Source organism: Serratia nematodiphila DZ0503SBS1 (genome assembly GCF_000738675.1).
Taxonomy (GTDB): Bacteria; Pseudomonadota; Gammaproteobacteria; order Enterobacterales; family Enterobacteriaceae; genus Serratia; species Serratia nematodiphila.
Map to the genome: position 1 here is coordinate 152,908 of NZ_JPUX01000002.1, position 16,344 is coordinate 169,251.

Consider the following 16,344-nt stretch of genomic DNA (forward strand, 5'->3'; position numbering starts at 1 on the left):
TCGGTTTTATGGCCCATCCGCAGCATGTCACGCTGGTGATCACCCACCGTTTGGCGCCGGGGAACGAACAGGCCTATGAGGCCTGGCTGAACCGCATCATGCCCGACGCCGCAGGCTTCACCGGCCATTTAGGCGTCAACGTGATTCGCCCTTCCGGCGACGAACAGGCCTATACGGTGCTGGTCCGCTTCGACAATCTCGACAATCTCTACCGCTGGCTCAACTCGCCGCAGCGCAAGCAATACATCGAAGAAGTCACTCCGCTGTTGCTGGAGAACGACCATATCGAGATCCGCCCCGGCGCAGAGTTCTGGTTTACCCCGCCCAACCCCAGCGTGCGCCAGCCGCCCCAGTGGAAGCAGTTCATCATCACCCTGCTGGTGATCTTTCCATCCACCAATCTGGTGCCCTGGTTTTGGGGACGGGTGCTGCCGCAGCTGGACGGCTCGCTGCTCGGCCATTTTCTCAATGACGCCACCGTGGTCGCCCTGGTGGTGTACCTGTGGATGCCTATCGTGACTCGCGTTTTTCATCAATGGCTGACCCGCCGTTAGGCGGTTCGCCGGGAGAATGTTATGAACCACCACGCTTCATTGATCATCACCAACGGCAAGTTTCACACCGTCGATCGCCAACACCCCACCGCGCAAGCGGTCGCCATCCGCGACGGCAAGTTTCTGGCGGTCGGCAGCGAAAGCGAAGTCATGCAGCACGCCGGGCCGGAAACCCAGGTGATCGATCTGCACGGCCACACCGCCATTCCGGGCCTGAACGACTCGCACCTGCACCTGATCCGCGGTGGCCTGAACTATAACCTGGAGCTGCGCTGGGAAGGCGTGCCCTCGCTGGCCGACGCGCTGCGCATGTTGAAAGAACAGGCGCTGCGCACCCCGAGCCCGCAATGGGTGCGGGTGGTCGGCGGCTGGACCGAATTCCAGTTCGCCGAGCGCCGCATGCCGACGCTGGACGAAATCAACCAGGCGGCGCCGGACACGCCGGTATTTATTCTGCATCTCTACGATCGCGCGCTGCTTAACCGTGCGGCGTTGAAAGTGGTCGGATACACCAAAGACACGCCGAACCCGCCGGGCGGCGAGATCCAGCGCGACGCCAACGGCAACCCGACCGGCATGCTGATCGCCAAACCCAACGCCATGATCCTGTACGCCACGCTGGCGAAAGGGCCGAAGCTGCCGCTGGAGCAGCAGGTCAACTCTACCCGCCAGTTTATGCGTGAGCTGAACCGTCTCGGTCTCACCAGCGCCATCGACGCCGGCGGCGGCTTCCAGAACTACCCGGAGGATTATCAGGTGATCGCCGAGCTGCACGAGAAAAAGCAGCTGACCATCCGCATCGCCTATAACCTGTTCACCCAGCGGCCTAAACAGGAGCTGGAAGACTTCGAGCTGTGGACCGACATGCTCAAGCCGGGCCAGGGCACCGACTTCTATCGCCACAACGGCGCCGGCGAGATGCTGGTGTTTTCCGCCGCCGACTTCGAAGACTTCCTGCAGCCGCGCCCGGATCTGCCGCCGGGCACCGAAGACGAACTGGAGCGAGTGGTGCGCCATCTGGTCGAGCACCGCTGGCCGTTCCGCCTGCACGCCACCTATGACGAATCCATCAGCCGCATGCTGGACGTGTTCGAGAAGGTGAACCGCGATATTCCGTTCAACGGCCTGCACTGGCTGTTCGACCACGCCGAAACCATTACCGAGCGCAATATCGAGCGCGTCAAGGCGCTGGGCGGCGGCATTGCAGTCCAGCACCGCATGGCGTTCCAGGGGGAGTATTTCGCCGACCGTTACGGCATCGAAGCCGCCAAACATACGCCGCCGGTGGCGAAAATGCTGGCGGCCGAGCTGCCGGTCGGGCTGGGCACCGACGCCACCCGCGTCGCCAGCTACAACCCGTGGACGGCGCTGTACTGGCTGGTTTCCGGCCGCACCGTCGGCGGCATGGCGATGTACGACGACAGCGCGCGGCTGGATCGCGAAACGGCGCTGATGCTGTGGACGCAAGGCAGCGCCTGGTTCTCCACCGAGCAGGGCAAGAAAGGCCAGATCAAGGTCGGCCAGTTGGCGGATTTGGCGGTGCTGTCGCAGGACTACTTCAGCGTGCCGGAAGAGCAGATCAAAGGCATCGAGTCGGTGATGACGGTGGTGGACGGCAAAGTGGTCTACGCCGCCGGCAGCTTCTCGCCGCTGGCGCCGCCCCCGCTGCCGGTGCTGCCGGAGTGGTCGCCGGTCACCCAGGTGCCGGGCCATTACCGCTCCGCACCGCCGTCGGCGGCGGCCCGCGTCGGGGTAGTGAGCCAGGCGCATCAATGCTGCGGTCCGTGCGGCGTGCATGCACACCAGCATGACATCGCGCGCCGCTCCAGCATCCCGGTGTCGGACGAGAATGCCTTCTGGGGCGCGTTCGGCTGTTCGTGTTTCTCGTTCTAAGTTATCAAGCTAATAACTTATTATAAAGTTAACTTAATAAGCTATTAAGATGGCAACATAATAAATTAATGGCGCTATCCACGGGAGAGCGCCATTTCATTTTCAATCGCGGTTGATCTCCAGCCAGCGCCGCTGTTCGGCGGAGGCGGCTATCGCGTCTAGCACGCACGACACCTTCCAGCCCTCTTCAAAGTCCGGCCACATGCGATCGCCCGCGGCGATGCCGTTGACCAGATCGCGGATCTCCACCGTCTTCTGATCGTTAAAGCCGATGCCGTGCCCGGCGCTGATGCAAAACGCCGCATAGTCCGGGTGCTTCGGCCCCACCAGCAGCGTCTTGAACCCCTGCCGCTCCGCCGGTTCATCGTGCCGATACAGCTTCAGCTCCGCCATCCGTTCCTGGGTATAACTCAGCGTGCCTTTGGTGCCGGTAACCACATAGGTCAGCCCCATCTTGCGCCCGCAGGCAATGCGCGACGTTTCGATAGTGCCCATCGCGCCGCCGGCGAAACGCAGCAACGCACTGGCCTGATCTTCGTTTTCCACCGGGTGCAGGCGCGTCGGGTCCTGCGGATCCGGGCGCTGTTTGATCACGGTCTGCATATCGCCGGAAACCGCCACGATATCGCCCACCAGGTAGTGCGCCATATTGACGATGTGCGCCGCCAGATCCCCGAGCGCGCCTAACCCGGCGCTGGCGCGGCGGCAGTGCCAGTCGATCGGCGTGCGCGGATCGGCCAGATAATCCTCATTGTGGGTGCCGTAAAAATGCACCACCTCGCCGATTTCACCGTTGGCGATAATTTCGCGCGCCAGTTGGCTGGTGGGGTTTTTCATGTAGTTAAAACCGACCAGCGTTTTCACCCCCTTGGCGCGCGCTGCCTGCACCATCTCCGCCGCGTCGGCGGCGTCCAGCGCCAGCGGCTTTTCCGAATACACGTGCTTGCCGTGGCGGATCGCCGCCAGCGCCATCTCTTTATGCAAAAAGTTGGGGGCGCAGATGTCCACCACATCGATCGCCGGATCGGCGACCAGCTGCCGCCAGTCGCCGGTCGAGCGCGCAAAGCCGAATTCGGCCGCGCGCTGCGCCGCCAGCTCGGGCGTCACTTCCGCCAGCATCTCCAGCACCAGGTCCCCTTTCAGAGGAAAGACCGTGGCGGCCTGCGCATAGGCGATAGCGTGACAACGCCCGATATAACCGGTGCCGATTAACCCAACGCGTACCTGTTTCATCATTTTCTCCCGTGACCAAAATTCTGCGTAGAACCAGGCGTCGCTCAATGAAACGCGCCGGTTGATAACGGGTTTATATGGAATATAAATTTCAATAACAAGCACACAGGAAAATAAAGTTCATATTCGTGATGCCGTTCATGAAACGTTGACGGGATGATGCAATGAGGAAAGTCCGGACACGGCCGGCGTATCCGGACAAGATGAAATGAACCGTTTATTTCATATCACGGTAAACCGTTAGCACCGTGCTGCACGTAGCCAGGGCGTTGCAACAGGCGCTGCTGATAGGCCGCCAGCGCCGCATAATGCGGCCGCTCGAACGGCGTCATCAGCCAGCGGTTCAGCGACAGCCCCAGCACCACGTCCGCCAGCGTGAAGGCGGCGCCGGCGGCATAAGGGCCGTGCTGCGCAAGATGTGCGTCCAACAAGCCCATCAGCCGGTTCCATTCGCGCTCGGCGGCTGCCAGGCTGGCGGCATCCTGATAATCCGCATGCCCACGCACCCGCGACATAAACACGTAGCGCCAGGCGCCGTTCAGATCGGTGGCCTGCCAGTCCATCCACATCTCCACCGCCGCGCGCGCGCCGGGTGCCTGCGGCAGCAGATCTTGCCGCCCCTCCCGCCCCGCCAGATAGCGGCAAATGGTATTCGACTCCCACAGCACCCGCTCGCCGTCGATCAGCACCGGCACCAGGCCGTTGGGATTGAGCGCCAAAAACGCCGGCTCCTGCGTGGAGCGATAACCGCTGCCCCAGTCCTCCCGTTCCAGCGTCAGCCCCAACTCCTGACAGGTCCATAACACTTTGCGCACGTTGATCGATGAGGCTTTACCCAATAATTTCAGCATTCACTTTCCTTATTCTCTCCAGAACGGTTTATACCCTTCCCGCCAGGCATCCGCCCGCGTCAGGCCGATATCCGCCAGCTGCCTGTCGTTCAGCAGCAGTAACTCTCTGCGCGTTCTGCGACGCAACAAATACCAACGCCAGCGTGACCAGCCTACCCGTCGCCACATCGTCATGCCATCAAACAGAGCCATCTTATTATTCCCCCTGATGTTTTCGCCTGGTAGTGATGATGCGCGCCAGGCAAAAAACAATACAGATTCACGCTAGCGCTATTTTTTTCATACAGCTGCGCCAAAAAACCCGCTGAATGGTTTATTTTGAACGTATCTGTACCGGTTTTTTAATCCTGACCACCGATGAGAGGCCTCTGTATGACACGCTACGCCACGCTGGCCGCCATTCTCAGCCAACGCATTCAGCAAGGGTTGTATCCGGCCGGCCATCGCCTGCCTTCGGTGCGCGCGTTGAGCCAGGAGCACGGCGTCAGCATCAGCACGGTGCAGCAAGCCTACCGGTTGCTCGAGGAACAGCGCCTGGTGGAAGCGCGGCCGAAGTCGGGCTACTTCGTGCATACGCGGCGCGCGCAGGCCGAGCTGCCCGCCATGACGGCGCCGGTGCAGCGGCCGGTGGACATTTCGCAATGGGAGCAGGTGCTGGAACTGGTGCGCAGCCGGCCGCGCGAAGGCCTGATCCAGCTGGGGCGCGGCATTCCGGATATCGCCGAACCGACGATGAAACCGCTGATCGTCGCCCTGCGCAACGCCGCCCGCCACGGCGACCTGCGCAGTCTGTATTACGACAGCATTCAGGGCGTGGCCGCGCTGCGCGAACAGGTCGCCCGTCTGCTGCTGGACTCCGGCTGCCAAATCGGCCCCGATCAGCTGCTGATCACCACCGGTTGTCAGGAAGCAATCTCCGCCGGGCTGCGCGCCGTTTGCCAACCCGGCGACATCGTGGCGGTCGATTCGCCCTGCTTCCACGGCACCATGCAGACGCTGAAGGGGCTGGGCATCAAGGCGCTGGAAATCCCCACCGATCCGCTCACCGGCGTCAGCCTGGCCGCGCTGGAGATGGCGCTGGAACAGTGGCCGGTCAAGGCCATCCTGCTGACGCCCAACTGCAATAATCCGCTGGGCTACATCATGCCCGACGCCCACAAACAGCGGCTGCTGACGCTGGCGCAGCGCCACGACGCGGCGATCATCGAAGACGATGTCTACGGCGACATCGCCTATCACTACCCGCGGCCGCGCACCATCAAGTCATTCGACGACGACGGCCGCGTGCTGCTGTGCAGCTCGTTTTCCAAAACGCTGGCGCCGGGGCTGCGCGTGGGCTGGATCGCGCCCGGCCGCTACCTGGAACGGGTGCTGCACATGAAGTTCATCGGCTCCGGCGCCACCGCTACCCAGCCGCAGCTGGCGATCGCCGAATTTATCCGCGGCGGGCATTACCTGCAGCACCTGCGGCGCATGCGCGCCCGCTACCAGCAGAACCGCGACCGCATGACCGATCTTATCCTGAAACACTTCCCGGCCGGCACCCGCGTCAGCCGGCCGCGCGGCGGTTTTATGCTGTGGATCGAACTGGACGAGGCGTTCGACACCCTGCGGCTGAACCGCCATCTTGAACAGCAAGGCGTACAAATCGCCGTCGGCAGCATCTTTTCCGCCGCCGGCAAGTACCGCAACTGCCTGCGCATCAACTATGCGCCGACGCTGACGACAGAGATCGAGATGGCAGTGCAGAAGGTCGGCGCCACCATCCAGCGGCTGATGCCGGCCGACAGTTTGGCGCAATCGGATTAAATCTTGACGCGATCGGATTATCGCTGCGCTGCCCAGCGCTCTAAAGTGGCATCACACCCACTCGCAATCAGGAAGGTCATGATGTCTCAGTCACAGGTATGGTTAATCACCGGCAGTTCCCGCGGCCTGGGCCAACAGCTGGCGCAGGCGGTGTTGGCCGCCGGGCACCGTCTGGTCGCCACCGCCCGTCAGCCGCAACAGCTGCAGCCGCTGGTGGAACGCTACGGCGATCGGGTCGCCACGATCGCGCTCGACGTCACCGACGCCGCCGCCGCCGAACGCGCGGTGCGCACGGCGATTGAACGCTTCGGTCGGCTGGACGTGCTGGTCAACAACGCCGGCTACGGCAATATCGCGCCGGTGGAGGAAGCCGATGAAGCCGATTTTCGCGCGCAGCTCGAAACCAACTTCTTCGGCGTGTTCAACGTCACCCGCGCGGCGCTGCCGATATTACGCCGGCAGGGCAGCGGCCACATCATCCAGATCGCCACCATCGGCGCTCGCCTCGGCATTGCCGGCCTCAGCGCCTACCATACCGCCAAGTGGGCGGTCGAAGGGTTCTCCGAATCATTGGCCAAAGAGATGGCCCCCTTCGGCGTCAAGGTGACGATGGTCGAACCCGGCGGCTTCCGCACCGACTGGGCCGGTTCTTCAATGACCATTGCGCCGATCGGCGAAGCCTATCAGCCGACGCTGGGGCCGATGCTGGCCTTCCTGCAGCAGCATAACGGCAGCCAAACCGGCGATCCGGCCAAGGCGGCGCAGGCGATCCTGCAGTTGGCGGCGCTGGAAGCCCCTCCGCTACGCCTGCTGCTCGGCAGCGACGCGGTGCATATGGCGGCGCAGGTGTTGGCAGAACGCCAGGCGGAGGACGCCGCGTTTCGCGCCCTCAGTCTCAGCACCGACCACGACGACAGCTCGCCGGATCACGCCGCGATGGCGGCGGTGGTGACGGGAAAATCCTAAGGAGCCCGCATTGAGCAGCGATCAAATTCCGGTTTCCGGCGCGCTGGCGGTACACCTGGCGGCGCAGGGCGTCGATATTGAGCAGCTCGGCCGATTGGCCGGGTTGCCCGCCGGGCTGTTCGGCGAACGGCGCGACAAGATTAAACTCACTACGCAACAATTCTTCTCTCTTTGGCGCAGTCTGCCGCAGTTGAACGACGATCCCGCCTTCGGTCTGCGTCTGGGCGGCGAGGCGGCGCCGGAACACTATGACATTGCCTTGGTCGCCGCGTTGCATTCCGCCACGCTGGGCGAAGCATTGCAAAAGGTGGCGCGCTATAAACGGCTGGTTTGCCCGGAAGAGCTGATGCTGGTGGAAGACGGCGACAGCATGCGCCTGCACACCCGCTGGACCATGAGCGAGGGCCACGCGCCGGCGCTGCTGATCGACGCCATGTTCGCCGCCATCACGGCCCTGTGTCGGCGCGGCACCGGCTTGCCCCTGCAGCCGCAGGCGATCGAATTGACCCGGCGAGCGGACGCCGCCTCACCGCTGGCGCGCTATTTCGGCTGCCCGGTGACATTCAACGCCCCGCTGGACGTGCTGGTGTTCGATCGCGCGTTGATGCGTCAACCCTTCGTCACCTACAACCAGGCCATGCTGGCGGTGCTGCTGCCTGGGCTGGAGGCGGAGCTGGCCAAATCTCAGTCGGCGCACGATCTGCCCACGCAGGTGATGGCGATCCTCAGCCGCAGCATGCGCGGCCAGCGCCCCAGCGTCAACAGCGTGGCCGCTGAACTCTATCTCAGCCCGCGCACGCTGCAGCGCCGCTTGCAACAGCACGGCTACAGCTACCAGCAATTGTTGGACAAAACCCGCCACCGCACCGCCTGCCGGCTGTTGGCGGAAACCGACCTTGAACCGGGCGAAATCGCCTTTGTGCTGGGATTCGAAGAGCTGAATTCGTTCAGCCGCGCCTTTATTCAGTGGGAAACGCTGACGCCCAGCCGCTGGCGCACGCAGCGCGCCGCCGGCCAGTGGGAGAACAGAGCATGAAAGTGATGATTTTCGGCGCCAGCGGCATGGTGGGCCAGGGCGCACTGCGGGAATGCCTGCGCGATCCGCGCGTCAGCGAAGTGCTCAGCATCGGCCGAAGCCCGTTGGCCCAGAGCCACGCCAAACTGCGCCAGCTTTCTGTGCCCGATCTGCGTGATCTGTCGGCGCTGGAGCCGCAGCTCGCCGGCTACGACGCCTGCTTCTTCTGCCTGGGGATTTCGTCCTCCGGCCTGAGTGAAGCTGAATATCGCGCGGTGACTTACGATCTGACGCTGGCCGCCGCCCGCCCGTTGGCGACGCTGAATCCGTCGATGGTCTTCGTCTACGTCTCCGGCCTCGGCACCGACAGCAGCGAACGCGGCCGCAGCATGTGGGCCAGGGTCAAGGGTGCCACCGAAAACGCGCTGCTGGCGCTGCCGTTCCACGCGGTGATGTTCCGCCCTGGCGCCATTGTGCCGCTGCACGGCATTCGCTCCAAAACCCGCCTCTACGATCTGGCCTATCGGCTATTCAAGCCGCTGTGGCTCGGCGCATTGCGGCTGTTTCCCGCCCGGGTAAGCAGCACCGAACGAATAGGGCGGGCGATGCTGGCGGTGGCGCGACGGGAAAGCGCGCTGCGCATCATCGAACCGGCGCAGATCAACCGGCTGGCGGCATCCTGCAACAACGGGGGTTAACCACCCTGCCGCCAATACTCCGCCACCCGGCGGCGCAGGTGTTCGATACCCTGCGGATGGTGAATAAACTGCTCCACCGGCATCATCCGCCAACGCTGCCCCTCGTCGCCGAAACGTATGGCGGCGATCTGCACCGGAGTGATCATCCCGGCCATGAACCAGGTCGGCGGATAGCCGGGCAAAATGCCGTCGTAGCGCCGCCGCCAGACAACCTGACGTTCGGCGATCGCCACGCCGAACTCTTCCTGCGTCTCCCGCTGCACGCACTGCAGCGGCGTTTCGCCGTTTTCCCGCCCGCCGCCGGGCAGATCCCACAGGCCGGGCCACGGAATGCCCGGTTTATCGTCCCGTTGGTAAACCAGCAGGAAACCATCGCACAGCAGCGCGATCTTGGCCCCGCCAAACGCCTCGTCCGTCATGATTTTTCCGCTCCCTGCCCATTGCCTTTGACTGAACATCATACTTCATCCCCGCGCGGCCTGGTGTATAGTGAAAATCCGTTTTCACAACAGGCGAACAATAACGATGAACTCTCCGTTTCTGGTGACCCCTCAATGGCTTGCGCAACATATCAACGATGAAAATCTGGTGGTGATCGACGTCCGGATGTCGCCGGTGGGGCTAACGCCGAAAAAGGACATGCTTGCCGAGTTCGAACGCGGCCATATCCCCGGCGCGGTCTATTTCGACATCGACGAAGTGGCGGACAAAAATACCGCGCTGCCGCACATGTTGCCGACGGCGGCGGAGTTTGGCGCGGCGGTGGGCAAGCTGGGCATCAGCGAGCGCGATACCCTGGTGATTTACGATGAGGGTAACCAGTTCTCCGCGCCGCGCGGCTGGTGGACCTTCCGCAATTTCGGCGCCCAGCATGTTTACGTACTGGACGAAGGGCTGAACGGCTGGACGGCGCAGGGCCAGGCGCTGGCAACCGGCCCGGCGCAGCCTGAACCGCAGGCGTTCAACGCCCGGTTCAACGCCGACGCGGTGGTGGATATGCGGCAAGTGGAACAGGCGTTAGGCACGCCGGTGCAAATTCTCGACGCGCGCGCCGCGCCGCGCTTTTATGCCGAAGCGCCGGAGCCGCGCCCCGGCCTGCACCGCGGCCACATTCCCGGCAGCATCAACATTCCGTACGGCGAGCTGCTGGAAAACGGCCGCTTCAAATCGCTGGAGGCGCTGCGCCAAACCTTCAGCGACAAGGGCGTGGATATCAACGGCCCGATCATCACCAGCTGCGGCTCCGGCGTGACGGCGGCGGTGCTGGCGTTCGGCCTGCTGTCGCTCGGCGCCCCGCAGGTCAAGCTGTATGACGGCGCCTGGAGCGAATGGGGCCAGCTGAGCGGCAAACAGCCCATCGCCAAAGATTAGGTTTCGATCCGCTCGACCACGATCTGCGCCAGCCGCTGCACGGCGGCTGAAGGCTGATCCTCGGCGCGGTGCAGCACCACGCCGAGCTGGCCGAGAACGGGCAGCAGTTCGGGCGCCAACGGTGACAGGCCGGGCGGCAAACCCGCCGCCGTGCGCACCGTGACGCCCAACCCGGCGCTCACCGCCGCCCAAACGCCGTTCAGGCTGCGGCTGGTAAAGGCGATGCGCCAGGGAATGCCGGCGCGATCCAGCGCCTGCGTCGCCGCGCTGCGCATCAGACAGGGTGCGTCGAACATCACCAACGGCAACGGCTCATCCCCTTCTCGCCACGGCGCCAGCGCGAAGCCGGGCGAGGCGATCCAGTGCAACTGCCGCTGCCCCAGCGCCTGATGAAACGGCGTGCTCAGACCGCCGTCCCACGCCAGCGACAGATCCAGCTGGCCTTTCAGCACCCAGTCGATCAGCTCGGCATTGCGGGCGATGCGCGCCTCGATGCGCACCTTCGGATTGGCGCGCGCAAAGCTGCCCAACACCTGCGGCAGAAACGTCTCGCCGAAATCCTCCTGCAGCCCCAGCCGCACCGTGCCCTGCAGATCCAACCCGCGCACCGCGGCGGCGGCTTCGTCATTAAGCTCCAGCAGGCGGCGCGCGTAACCGAGCAGGGTTTCCCCCGCCTCGGTCATCACCATGCCGCGTCCGGCCTTGCGCAGGATCGGCGCGCCGACCTGCTGCTCCAGCTTTTTCAGGTGAGCGCTGACCGCCGACGTCGAACGCCCCAGCCTTTCCGCCGCCTTGGCGAAGCTGCCCAGCTCGACGCCGGTGACGAAGCTGCGCAAATCCTCGAGATCGAACGTGATTCGCCCCATGCTGACCATCCTGATTTTCTGAACCATCAATCAAAATAATACCGATTTTACTGATAAAGATGGCGTGTCACGCTCTCCCGGTCAATGTCTTTGCGGAGAATCCTTATGCTCGCGATGCAATACCGTTTCACCCTGCCCGCCGATTACGACATGGCGATCGTCCGCCGCCGCATCGCCGATTTCGGCCATCGGCTCGACGCCTGCCCGCAGCTGATCGTCAAAGCCTATCTGTACGCGCAGCGCAGCGAAGGCAGCGCCGAAAATCTCTACGCTCCCTTCTACCTGTGGAACAGCAGCGCCGGCATGAACGATTTCCTGGCCGGCGAAGGTTTCAGAGGCCTCAGCCAGGCGTTCGGCTGGCCGCGCGTCAATCATTGGCTGCCGTGGCTGACGCATTTCGATCGCCCTCATCTGGCCGAGGCCGCCTGGGCAACCTGCCAGGAACAGGCCATCATCCCCTACAGCGATCTGCCTGCATTGCGTCGGCAACAGCAGGCGGCGCCCGGCGCGCTGGCCTCCATCGTGGCGTTCGACCCCGCCGAGTGGCGGTTAGTGCGGCTGGATTTATGGCGTGAACCGCCGCAGGTAGGGCCGCAAAACGGCCAGCTGTTCCGCGTCGGCCATCTGTCCGCCCCCTTTGACCACACTGCGCCGCGGGTTGACAGCCAAACTTGATATTGATAATCATTATCAACACTAAACGTTCACTTGCGGCTCACGGGATGCGGGCCGCTCTCCGGGGTCAACCACCATGCCGTCATCACCGATCACACCTTACGCCACCACCTGCTGCATCGTGGGGGGTGGCCCCGCCGGGCTGATGCTCGGCTATCTGCTGGCGCGGGCGGGGATCGACGTGACGGTGCTGGAGAAGCACGCCGACTTTCTGCGTGATTTTCGCGGTGACACCATTCACCCGTCGACGCTGGAAGTCATGCATCAGCTGGGCCTGCTCGACGAACTGCTGACGTTGCCGCACCAACGCGCGGAATCCCTGCATGCCGAAGTCGCCGGCCGCGACATCAAACTGGCGGATTTCAGCCGCCTGCCGACGCGCTGCAAATTTATCGCCTTTATGCCGCAGTGGGAGTTTCTCAACTTTTTGGCGCAGCAGGCCGCCGCCTTCCCCCATTTCAGGCTGCTCACCTCGACGCAGGTTCATAAGCTGCTGTATGACCGCGGCCAGGTATGCGGCGTGCTGGCCGACGCGCCGGAGGGCCCGATCCGCGTGCGCAGCCGGCTGGTGATCGGCACCGACGGCCGCAACTCGGTGGTGCGCGAGCAGGCGGCGCTCAGCAGCCGCTCCTTCGGCGCCCCGCGCGACGTCTTGTGGATGAAACTCAGCAAGCAGCCGGGCGATCCGGCCTGGTCGATGGGCCACACCGGGCCGAAGCAAAACTTCATCATGATCGATCGCGGCGACTACTGGCAGTGCGGCTATTCGATCGACAAAGGCAGCTTCGACGCGATCCGCCGCAGCGGGCTGGAGAAATTTTTGCTGCACCTCGCCGAGGTGGCGCCATTCCAGGACGATCGCCTGCAGGAGATCCTCGAGTGGGATCAGGTAAAACTGCTGAGCATTCGCATCGATCGTCTGGATCGCTGGGCCAAACCGGGCGTGCTGTGCATCGGCGACGCCGCGCACGCCATGTCGCCGATCGGCGGCGTGGGCGTCAACCTGGCGATTCAGGACGCGGTGGCCGCCGCCAACGCCCTGATCCCGCCGCTGCGCCAGCATCGGCTGCAGCTGAAGCATCTGCTGAGCGTGCAGCGCCGGCGCGAATTTCCCACCCGGGCCATCCAGTTTTTGCAGATCAAAATGAGTCAGCGTAAGCCGGGCCAGCGCCGCGCGGCGGGCGGCTCACGCCTGATCGCCCGCGTCGGCAACAGCCGCTGGCTGCCTCGCCTGTTCGGCCGCATCATCGGCCTGGGCTTTCGCCGCGAAACGCCGCGGCATCTGTCCAACGAAACCTGCCCGCCGGAATAACATTGGTGATTTTTTCATCGCGCCGTATAATGATTGAATCGAACGATTTAATTAACTGGAGCGATTAAATGTACGCACTCACCGCGAACGAGGCCAAAACCCAATTCGGCGATTTGCTGCTCAAGGCGCAGCGTGAACCGGTGCAAATCAATCGCAACGGCAAACCGGTCGCCGTCGTCATGTCAGTAGAAGATTACCAGGCGCTGGAAGATCTCAAATTACGCACGCTGCAGCAAAAAATCGCGCAGGCTACCGCCGAGGAAGACGCCGGTAAGGCGGTAGACGGCGATGCCTTCTTCAACCGTCTGCTCACCGATGAAACCGACTGAGATGCCCGCGTTTCGCCTCACCCCGCAGGCGCAACAAGATCTGCTGGCTATTCGCCATTTCACCGTCGAGCACTGGGGCCAAGCGCAATCTCGCCGCTATCTTGAGCAGTTGAGAGAGGTCATGCATCATCTGGCGGATATGCCGGAAGCGGGTAAGGCCCACTTTCACGATCTGGGCGAAGAGATACGCAGTTTTCCTTACGCCAGCCATAGGATCTATTACCGCAGCCGCCCTGCCGGCATCACCGTTCTCGCCATTCTGCATCAGGCGATGGTGCCCCACCGGCATCTGGAACAACGGCTGTAATTTTTCTTACTCAAAGGGGCACTCATGTTCACCGTCCGTCAGGCATTGCTGGAAGATTTAACCCTGGTGCGCGATATCGGCATCCGCACCTATCGCGCCCACTTTGGTGAGCTGTGGCGCTACCCGCACGAGCTGGAGGCCTTTCTGGCGGAGGATTTTTCCGTCTCCGCGCTGGAACAGACGCTGCGCCAGCCCGACGTGTGCTGGCTGTTGGCCTATGAGAATGACGCCCTGGTCGGCTATGCGCGGGTGAACTTCGACAGCCTGCTGGCACCAACCGAACAAATCGGCGCAGAGCTGCAGAAAATCTATTTCCTGCCGGGCCATGCCGGCAACGGCTATGGCCAGCGCCTGTACGAACAGGTGCAGCAGCGGGCTATCGAGCGCCGGCAAAAAACGCTGTGGCTGGAGGTGCTGCAACGCAACACCCGCGCCCAACGTTTTTATCAGCGCCAGGGATTGAGCATGTGTGGCGAGACCTGCTACACCAGCGCCCAGGGCTCGATAGGCATCTGGTATATGAGCAAGGCGCTGTAACCGAGCCTCGCTCCGCCTGCGTTAGCGCGGCTCCCGCTGCAACATCAGGAACAGCAAGGCAAACGCATTGGGCGCCAGGTAGATCAGCGCCCCCAGCTGCACCGCCAACGGATCCTTCTTGGCCTGCCAGGCCATGAACCAGTCGCCGGCGACCACCATAAAGCCGACGCCCCACACCGCGATCGCGCAAAGCGCTCCCAGCATCGCCCAGGCTTTGCCCTTGGCGAAGGCGGCGTAAGGGCCTTTCAATCGCCCGATCATCAGCACCACGCCCGCGGCCGCGAATAGGCCGGCCAGCGTTTCCAGCGTGGTGATGACCGCCAACCCCAACATGCAGGCCCAGTCGGCGCGGATCGCGCGCCACATTAGCCCCGGCGTTTGATAAGTATCCTGCATGGCAAGCAGCGGCCCGACCGCATTGCGCGCGGTGCCAGCGAAATCCGCCGTATTGTTCAACAGGCTGAACAGCCCCCACAGGGCCGGAAACAGAGACAGGACGATGCAACCGAGGCGTGACACAGTGATTTCGTTCATGGTTATCCTTAATGAATAAACGAGTGGCTCCCGTCCTCATGACGGGACCGCTATTGAGATCCTGATAGTTTGACGTGCACAATGTAAGAACTAATCTTACAATGACGCAGCATAGCCGAAAGTGAGGAGGAACAATGGGCAGAACACTAACGGTAGATCTGGGTGACGAACTGCGTAGCTTCGTCGAAGACCTGGTGGCCAGCGGCGATTACCGCACGCCCAGCGAAGTCATCCGCGAATCCGTGCGCACTTTGCGCGAACGTACCGCCGCCTCAAAGCTGGAAGAGCTTAGGCGCTTGATCGCTGAAGGAGAGAACAGCGGCGAAGCCGTCGAATGGGATCGTGATGTGTTCATGGAAAGAATACGCAGCAAAGCAAAAGGATGCGCAGGAGAGTAACCGTTCGTCCAAAAGCCTTGGACGATATGGAAGAGATCTATTTTTACGGGTTGGCGCACTTTGGCTTACAGGTGGCTAAGATTATCTGCGCCGCCTGCATCAGGCTTTCGATAACCTTGGCCACCACCAACTCGGCAGAAACCTCGATGCAATCGGCCCCGGCCTAGGGGTATTGCCCGTCGCCAACCACCTGATTTATTTTCGACAGCACAGGCGGGAGGTGAATATCATCAGAGTGCTGCATCATTCCCGCGATCCGCTCAGCCAATCCTTTTTCAGCTGACCCAACGTCAAATCGCCACCAGCCCGCGTACGCCGTCCTGTTCCATATTGCTGCCGGCGCCACGCTGCACGATGCTGCCGCGCGACATCACCAGATAGCTGTCCGCCAGATCGGCGGCGAAGTCATAGAACTGCTCCACCAGCAGGATCGCCATATCGCCGCGCGCCGCCAGCTGTTTGACCACTGCGCCGATCTCCTTGATCACCGAAGGTTGGATCCCTTCCGTCGGTTCGTCGAGGATCAACAGCTGCGGCCGGCAGGCCAGCGCCCGGCCGATCGCCAGCTGCTGTTGCTGCCCGCCGGAGAGATCGCCGCCGCGCCGATCCTTCATCTGCCGCAGCACCGGAAACAAATCATAGATCGGATCCGGCACCGCGCGCGCGTCGGCGCCGGAAAAGCGCGCCAGCCCCATCAGCAGATTTTCCTCCACCGTCAGGCGCGGGAAGATTTCCCGCCCCTGCGGCACATAGGCGATGCCCGCCTGCACCCGCTGGTGCGGCTTTTTAGCGGTGATGGTTTCGCCCTGCCAACGGACGCTGCCGCTGCGCGCCGGGATCAGCCCCATCAGGCATTTCAGCAGCGTGGTCTTGCCCACGCCGTTGCGCCCCAGCAGGCAGGTCACCTCGCCGATGCGCGCCTCGAACGACAAGCCGCGCAGAATGTGGCTGCCGCCGTAATATTGATTCAATTCTTCTACCTGCAGCATGATTACG

At 62.9% G+C, this 16,344-nt stretch carries 21 protein-coding genes; 14 read left to right on the forward strand and 7 right to left on the reverse strand.

All coding sequences use genetic code 11. The features are described from left to right. Positions 1 to 8 precede the first annotated feature (8 nt). Both JL05_RS21320 and JL05_RS21325 read left to right on the forward strand, forming a co-directional pair. Entirely contained in the window at positions 9 to 554 is a 546-nt protein-coding gene (locus JL05_RS21320) for an antibiotic biosynthesis monooxygenase (RefSeq protein ID WP_004939393.1), read from the forward strand. Between the two features lie 21 nt (positions 555 to 575). Next, a complete protein-coding gene (locus tag JL05_RS21325; RefSeq protein WP_033633786.1) occupies positions 576 to 2,447 on the forward strand; it encodes an amidohydrolase in 1,872 nt (623 codons plus the stop codon). A gap of 102 nt (positions 2,448 to 2,549) precedes the next feature. On the opposite strand, the gene JL05_RS21330 is transcribed toward JL05_RS21325, so the two are convergent. The 3 genes from JL05_RS21330 to JL05_RS25050 all read right to left on the reverse strand — a co-directional run bounded on the left by JL05_RS21330 (position 2,550) and on the right by JL05_RS25050 (position 4,723). Continuing rightward, complete coding sequence (locus JL05_RS21330; protein WP_015377116.1) at positions 2,550 to 3,680, reverse strand: Gfo/Idh/MocA family protein; 1,131 nt, start codon at positions 3,678 to 3,680, stop codon at positions 2,550 to 2,552. A gap of 227 nt (positions 3,681 to 3,907) precedes the next feature. Beyond that, positions 3,908 to 4,531 (reverse strand): glutathione S-transferase family protein, encoded by a 624-nt coding sequence (locus tag JL05_RS21335; protein ID WP_004939402.1) that lies wholly within the window; start codon positions 4,529 to 4,531, stop codon positions 3,908 to 3,910. 9 nt (positions 4,532 to 4,540) lie between these two features. After that, positions 4,541 to 4,723, reverse strand: coding sequence for a DUF1127 domain-containing protein (locus tag JL05_RS25050; RefSeq protein ID WP_072010125.1), 183 nt, complete (start codon positions 4,721 to 4,723; stop codon positions 4,541 to 4,543). A 180-nt stretch (positions 4,724 to 4,903) separates the two neighbouring features. On the opposite strand from JL05_RS25050, the gene JL05_RS21340 reads away from it, so the two are divergent. The 4 genes from JL05_RS21340 (at position 4,904) to JL05_RS21355 (ending at position 9,019) form a co-directional block, all read left to right on the forward strand. Further along, positions 4,904 to 6,340 carry an aminotransferase-like domain-containing protein gene (locus tag JL05_RS21340; RefSeq protein WP_033633787.1) on the forward strand — a complete coding sequence of 479 codons (1,437 nt, stop codon included), beginning with the start codon at positions 4,904 to 4,906 and terminating at the stop codon, positions 6,338 to 6,340. A 78-nt stretch (positions 6,341 to 6,418) separates the two neighbouring features. Continuing rightward, positions 6,419 to 7,306 (forward strand): oxidoreductase, encoded by an 888-nt coding sequence (locus JL05_RS21345; RefSeq protein ID WP_100245537.1) that lies wholly within the window; start codon positions 6,419 to 6,421, stop codon positions 7,304 to 7,306. A gap of 10 nt (positions 7,307 to 7,316) precedes the next feature. Continuing rightward, positions 7,317 to 8,342: an AraC family transcriptional regulator gene (locus JL05_RS21350; RefSeq protein WP_033633788.1), complete on the forward strand. Its 1,026-nt coding sequence runs from the start codon at positions 7,317 to 7,319 to the stop codon at positions 8,340 to 8,342. Beyond that, positions 8,339 to 9,019, forward strand: coding sequence for a Rossmann-fold NAD(P)-binding domain-containing protein (locus JL05_RS21355; protein ID WP_033633789.1), 681 nt, complete (start codon positions 8,339 to 8,341; stop codon positions 9,017 to 9,019). Before JL05_RS21350 ends, JL05_RS21355 begins: the two co-directional genes overlap by 4 nt. Here JL05_RS21355 and JL05_RS21360 read toward each other — a convergent pair. Continuing rightward, positions 9,016 to 9,438 carry an NUDIX hydrolase gene (locus JL05_RS21360; RefSeq protein WP_004939419.1) on the reverse strand — a complete coding sequence of 141 codons (423 nt, stop codon included), beginning with the start codon at positions 9,436 to 9,438 and terminating at the stop codon, positions 9,016 to 9,018. The two genes, JL05_RS21355 and JL05_RS21360, sit on opposite strands and share 4 nt — an antisense overlap. A gap of 106 nt (positions 9,439 to 9,544) precedes the next feature. Here JL05_RS21360 and sseA point away from each other — a divergent pair, with 106 nt between their 5' ends. Then, positions 9,545 to 10,390 carry a 3-mercaptopyruvate sulfurtransferase gene (gene sseA / locus JL05_RS21365; RefSeq protein ID WP_015377110.1) on the forward strand — a complete coding sequence of 282 codons (846 nt, stop codon included), beginning with the start codon at positions 9,545 to 9,547 and terminating at the stop codon, positions 10,388 to 10,390. Here sseA and JL05_RS21370 read toward each other — a convergent pair. Further along, entirely contained in the window at positions 10,387 to 11,256 is an 870-nt protein-coding gene (locus JL05_RS21370) for a LysR substrate-binding domain-containing protein (protein ID WP_015377109.1), read from the reverse strand. The genes sseA and JL05_RS21370 overlap by 4 nt on opposite strands. Before the next feature lie 105 nt (positions 11,257 to 11,361). Here JL05_RS21370 and JL05_RS21375 point away from each other — a divergent pair, with 105 nt between their 5' ends. The 5 genes from JL05_RS21375 (at position 11,362) to JL05_RS21395 (ending at position 14,416) form a co-directional block, all read left to right on the forward strand. Beyond that, on the forward strand, positions 11,362 to 11,931 hold the full coding sequence (locus JL05_RS21375) for a DUF4865 family protein (RefSeq protein WP_015377108.1): 570 nt from the start codon (positions 11,362 to 11,364) through the stop codon (positions 11,929 to 11,931). Positions 11,932 to 12,007: 76 nt separating this feature from the next. After that, positions 12,008 to 13,243: an FAD-dependent oxidoreductase gene (locus JL05_RS21380; protein ID WP_015377107.1), complete on the forward strand. Its 1,236-nt coding sequence runs from the start codon at positions 12,008 to 12,010 to the stop codon at positions 13,241 to 13,243. A 68-nt stretch (positions 13,244 to 13,311) separates the two neighbouring features. Further along, positions 13,312 to 13,572, forward strand: a complete 261-nt coding sequence (locus tag JL05_RS21385; RefSeq protein WP_033633790.1) for a type II toxin-antitoxin system Phd/YefM family antitoxin — start codon at positions 13,312 to 13,314, stop codon at positions 13,570 to 13,572. Continuing rightward, a complete protein-coding gene (locus tag JL05_RS21390) occupies positions 13,532 to 13,879 on the forward strand; it encodes a type II toxin-antitoxin system RelE/ParE family toxin (RefSeq protein ID WP_015377105.1) in 348 nt (115 codons plus the stop codon). The genes JL05_RS21385 and JL05_RS21390 overlap by 41 nt, the downstream gene beginning before the upstream one ends. Before the next feature lie 24 nt (positions 13,880 to 13,903). After that, positions 13,904 to 14,416 carry a GNAT family N-acetyltransferase gene (locus JL05_RS21395; RefSeq protein ID WP_033633791.1) on the forward strand — a complete coding sequence of 171 codons (513 nt, stop codon included), beginning with the start codon at positions 13,904 to 13,906 and terminating at the stop codon, positions 14,414 to 14,416. A gap of 21 nt (positions 14,417 to 14,437) precedes the next feature. Here the strand turns inward: JL05_RS21395 and JL05_RS21400 are convergent, their stop codons facing one another. Further along, complete coding sequence (locus tag JL05_RS21400; protein WP_004939438.1) at positions 14,438 to 14,950, reverse strand: DUF2165 family protein; 513 nt, start codon at positions 14,948 to 14,950, stop codon at positions 14,438 to 14,440. 134 nt (positions 14,951 to 15,084) lie between these two features. On the opposite strand from JL05_RS21400, the gene JL05_RS21405 reads away from it, so the two are divergent. After that, on the forward strand, positions 15,085 to 15,348 hold the full coding sequence (locus JL05_RS21405) for a type II toxin-antitoxin system ParD family antitoxin (protein ID WP_004939442.1): 264 nt from the start codon (positions 15,085 to 15,087) through the stop codon (positions 15,346 to 15,348). 94 nt (positions 15,349 to 15,442) lie between these two features. Further along, positions 15,443 to 15,631: a type II toxin-antitoxin system RelE/ParE family toxin gene (locus JL05_RS25795; protein ID WP_238545871.1), complete on the forward strand. Its 189-nt coding sequence runs from the start codon at positions 15,443 to 15,445 to the stop codon at positions 15,629 to 15,631. Positions 15,632 to 15,638: 7 nt separating this feature from the next. On the opposite strand, the gene urtE is transcribed toward JL05_RS25795, so the two are convergent. Further along, positions 15,639 to 16,337 carry an urea ABC transporter ATP-binding subunit UrtE gene (gene urtE, locus JL05_RS21410; protein WP_033633792.1) on the reverse strand — a complete coding sequence of 233 codons (699 nt, stop codon included), beginning with the start codon at positions 16,335 to 16,337 and terminating at the stop codon, positions 15,639 to 15,641. Between the last annotated feature and the right edge of the window lie 7 nt (positions 16,338 to 16,344).

Excerpts from the sequence above, each read along its gene's own strand:
- JL05_RS21320 (WP_004939393.1), top strand. The coding sequence starts at position 9 with ATGGCCCATCCGCAGCATGTCACGCTGGTGATCACCCACCGTTTGGCG.
- JL05_RS21325 (WP_033633786.1), top strand. The coding sequence starts at position 576 with ATGAACCACCACGCTTCATTGATCATCACCAACGGCAAGTTTCACACC.
- JL05_RS21330 (WP_015377116.1), bottom strand. The coding sequence starts at position 3,680 with ATGAAACAGGTACGCGTTGGGTTAATCGGCACCGGTTATATCGGGCGT.
- JL05_RS21335 (WP_004939402.1), bottom strand. The coding sequence starts at position 4,531 with ATGCTGAAATTATTGGGTAAAGCCTCATCGATCAACGTGCGCAAAGTG.
- JL05_RS25050 (WP_072010125.1), bottom strand. The coding sequence starts at position 4,723 with ATGGCTCTGTTTGATGGCATGACGATGTGGCGACGGGTAGGCTGGTCA.
- JL05_RS21340 (WP_033633787.1), top strand. The coding sequence starts at position 4,904 with ATGACACGCTACGCCACGCTGGCCGCCATTCTCAGCCAACGCATTCAG.
- JL05_RS21345 (WP_100245537.1), top strand. The coding sequence starts at position 6,419 with ATGATGTCTCAGTCACAGGTATGGTTAATCACCGGCAGTTCCCGCGGC.
- JL05_RS21355 (WP_033633789.1), top strand. The coding sequence starts at position 8,339 with ATGAAAGTGATGATTTTCGGCGCCAGCGGCATGGTGGGCCAGGGCGCA.
- JL05_RS21360 (WP_004939419.1), bottom strand. The coding sequence starts at position 9,438 with ATGACGGACGAGGCGTTTGGCGGGGCCAAGATCGCGCTGCTGTGCGAT.
- sseA (WP_015377110.1), top strand. The coding sequence starts at position 9,545 with ATGAACTCTCCGTTTCTGGTGACCCCTCAATGGCTTGCGCAACATATC.
- JL05_RS21370 (WP_015377109.1), bottom strand. The coding sequence starts at position 11,256 with ATGGGGCGAATCACGTTCGATCTCGAGGATTTGCGCAGCTTCGTCACC.
- JL05_RS21375 (WP_015377108.1), top strand. The coding sequence starts at position 11,362 with ATGCTCGCGATGCAATACCGTTTCACCCTGCCCGCCGATTACGACATG.
- JL05_RS21380 (WP_015377107.1), top strand. The coding sequence starts at position 12,008 with ATGCCGTCATCACCGATCACACCTTACGCCACCACCTGCTGCATCGTG.
- JL05_RS21385 (WP_033633790.1), top strand. The coding sequence starts at position 13,312 with ATGTACGCACTCACCGCGAACGAGGCCAAAACCCAATTCGGCGATTTG.
- JL05_RS21390 (WP_015377105.1), top strand. The coding sequence starts at position 13,532 with ATGCCTTCTTCAACCGTCTGCTCACCGATGAAACCGACTGAGATGCCC.
- JL05_RS21395 (WP_033633791.1), top strand. The coding sequence starts at position 13,904 with ATGTTCACCGTCCGTCAGGCATTGCTGGAAGATTTAACCCTGGTGCGC.
- JL05_RS21400 (WP_004939438.1), bottom strand. The coding sequence starts at position 14,950 with ATGAACGAAATCACTGTGTCACGCCTCGGTTGCATCGTCCTGTCTCTG.
- JL05_RS21405 (WP_004939442.1), top strand. The coding sequence starts at position 15,085 with ATGGGCAGAACACTAACGGTAGATCTGGGTGACGAACTGCGTAGCTTC.
- urtE (WP_033633792.1), bottom strand. The coding sequence starts at position 16,337 with ATGCTGCAGGTAGAAGAATTGAATCAATATTACGGCGGCAGCCACATT.